The following is a 2,741-nucleotide window of genomic DNA, read 5'->3' as shown; positions in this document are numbered from 1 at the left end:
TATCTGGCGTTGACTTTTGGCACGCTGTTGAGTTCTCAAGGAACGGACGCTTCCTTCGAAACCGTTTCACCGGTTTCTCCGGGCGCTTCCCTTCGGTGTTTCACACGCTATCAGACTGTTTCCTGCCCTCCGAACCGATGTCTTTCGCATGGCATACGAAAGCGGATCCGAGATTTGGATCAAGTAGCTGAAGATGCTGCCCCGACCTGGATGTGCACGCGGGCGACCGCAGTGCTTCATCCGTTGGGCAGGGGTAAGACAGTACAGCGCCTCACGCGGCCGTGGCAAATCGATTCGTGGGCCACGGGCGCTCTCCGGTCTGCGCCGCTTGTGCGGAACCCAAAGTTCCTATGACTTACTCTTCTGGGCAGTGCGCTGTCCGGGACAGGCGGTGACGGCGCGTGATGAATCTTCACCCTGGGAGGCTTCCCATGACCACCGTGACGTCCCCGGTCGCCGGGCGGGCGATCGGACTCGCAGCGGTTCCCGATCCGGTGTTCTCCGGCGCCATGGTCGGTCCTGGCACGGCGATCGATCCGGTGCTCGAGCCGTGTGTGGCGGTGGCTCCGGTCGACGGCATCGTCGTCTCCCTGCACCCGCACGCGTTTGTCGTCGTCGACGAGGAGGGGCACGGCGTGCTCACCCACCTCGGGATCGACACCGTCCAGCTGAACGGCGAAGGCTTCGAGTTGCTCATCAGCAAGGGGGACACCGTCAAGCGCGGCGACGCGGTCGTGCGCTGGGACCCCGCCGTCGCGGTGGCCGCGGGCAAGTCGCCGATCTGTCCGGTCGTGGCCCTGGAGGCCACGGCCGATTCGCTTGCCGACGTCCGCGAGGACGACGGTGTGAATCCGGGCGACGCGCTCTTCAGCTGGACGTGAGCCGGGCGTCGGCCCGGCGGCCGGCGGGAGCCGGTGCGGGCGCGTGATCGGCCAGTACGACATCCACCACGGCGGGGTTCCCGCCGTATCGACCGGGGACGGGTGAAATGGAGACAACGCTGCGAGGCGTCGGCGTGAGCCACGGGGTGGCGATCGGCGAGGTGCGGCACATGGGCACGGCGGTTCTTGAGCCGCCCGCGAAGCAGATTCCGGCCGATGAGGCGCCGCGTGAGCAGGGTCGTGCGCGCCACGCGGTGGAGGCCGTCGCGGCCGATCTGATCGCGCGCGGCAATCTGGCCGGCGGTGAGGCCCAGGCCGTGCTCGAGGCGCAGGCCATGATGGCGCAGGACCCGGAGCTGATCGCCGATGTCGAGCGGCGCATCGCCGTGGGCAGCACCGCCGAGCGTGCGGTGTACGACGCCTTCGCCGCGTACCGGGCGCTGCTGGCCGGGGCCGGGGAGTATCTGGCGGGGCGAGTGGCCGACCTCGACGACGTACGGAACCGGATCGTGGCCCGGCTGCTGGGTGTGCCGATGCCGGGGGTGCCCGACAGCGATGAGCCGTATGTGCTGATCGCGCGGGATCTCGCCCCCGCCGACACCGCGCTGCTCGACCCGACCCTGGTGCTCGGATTCGTGACCGAGGAGGGCGGGCCGACGAGCCACAGCGCGATCCTCGCGCGCGCCCTGGGCGTGCCGGCCGTGGTGGCGCTGCCCGGTGCCGGGGAGCTGGTCGAGGGCACCGTGATCGCCGTGGACGGCAGCACGGGCGAGATCTTCGTGGCCCCGAGCGAGGAGAAGCGCGCGGAGCTGACCCGGGCCGCCGAGGCGCGCCGGGCCGCGCTGGCCGCCTCCTCCGGGCCGGGCGCGACGTCCGATGGGCACAAGGTGCCGCTGCTGGCGAACGTGGGCGGCCCGGCGGACGTTCCGGCGGCGGTCGAGGCGGGCGCCGAGGGTGTGGGCCTGTTCCGTACCGAGTTCCTGTTCCTGGACGACAGCACCAAGGCACCATCGGAGGAGAAGCAGGTCGAGGCGTACCGGCAGGTGCTGGAGGCGTTCCCCGAGGGCCGGGTGGTGGTCCGGGTCCTGGACGCGGGCGCGGACAAGCCGCTGGACTTTCTGACCCCGGGCGATGAGCCCAACCCGGCGCTGGGCGTACGCGGACTGCGCACTCTGCTGGACCATCCCGAGGTGCTGCGGACGCAGCTGACCGCGCTGGCCAAGGCAGCCGAGGGGCTGCCGGTCTACCTCGAGGTCATGGCCCCGATGGTGGCCGACCGGATCGACGCGAAGGCGTTCGCGGACGCGTGCCGCGAGGCGGGGCTGCGGGCCAAGTTCGGCGCGATGGTGGAGATTCCGTCCGCCGCGCTGCGGGCCCGGTCGATCCTGCAGGAGGTCGAATTCCTGTCGCTGGGCACCAACGACCTGGCGCAGTACACCTTCGCCGCCGACCGCCAGGTGGGGGCGGTCTCACGGCTCCAGGACCCGTGGCAGCCCGCGCTGCTGGATCTGGTGGCGGCTTCGGCCGAGGCCGCGCAGGCCGAGGGCAAGAGCTGTGGTGTCTGCGGTGAGGCCGCATCCGACCCGCTGCTCGCGTGTGTGCTGGCCGGTCTGGGCGTCACCAGCCTCTCCATGGGTGCCGTGTCCATCCCCTATGTGCGGGCCACGCTGGCGAAGCACACGCTCGCCCAGTGCGAGCGGGCCGCCTCCGCGGCGCGCGCGGCGGACACGGCCGAGGATGCCCGCCGGGCGGCGCAGGCGGTGCTGTCCGGCGAGTGAGCCGATGACCAGGGTCCGTCCCCAAGGGCGCCCCGCCGCAGTTGGCGAAGCACACGCTCGCCCAGTGCGAGCGGGCCGCCTC

2 protein-coding genes are annotated in these 2,741 nt (G+C 71.1%); both read left to right on the top strand.

Going from position 1 to position 2,741, the window contains the following annotated elements; genetic code table 11:
* Positions 1-431: 431 nt before the first annotated feature.
* Positions 432-881 (top strand): PTS glucose transporter subunit IIA, encoded by a 450-nt coding sequence (locus ABZU99_RS19535; protein ID WP_355955068.1) that lies wholly within the window; start codon positions 432-434, stop codon positions 879-881.
* A gap of 107 nt (positions 882-988) precedes the next feature.
* The gene (gene ptsP, locus ABZU99_RS19530) at positions 989-2,659 is read left to right on the top strand and encodes a phosphoenolpyruvate--protein phosphotransferase (RefSeq protein WP_355955065.1); all 1,671 of its coding nucleotides are present in this window, start codon (positions 989-991) and stop codon (positions 2,657-2,659) included.
* The last annotated feature ends 82 nt before the right edge of the window (positions 2,660-2,741 follow it).

This window comes from Streptomyces sp. NPDC005266, assembly GCF_040607655.1.
In the GTDB taxonomy this organism is placed as follows: Bacteria; Actinomycetota; Actinomycetes; order Streptomycetales; family Streptomycetaceae; genus Streptomyces.
This window is presented reverse-complemented; position numbering and strand designations above follow the sequence as displayed.

Excerpts from the sequence above, each read along its gene's own strand:
- ABZU99_RS19535 (WP_355955068.1), top strand. The coding sequence starts at position 432 with ATGACCACCGTGACGTCCCCGGTCGCCGGGCGGGCGATCGGACTCGCA.
- ptsP (WP_355955065.1), top strand. The coding sequence starts at position 989 with ATGGAGACAACGCTGCGAGGCGTCGGCGTGAGCCACGGGGTGGCGATC.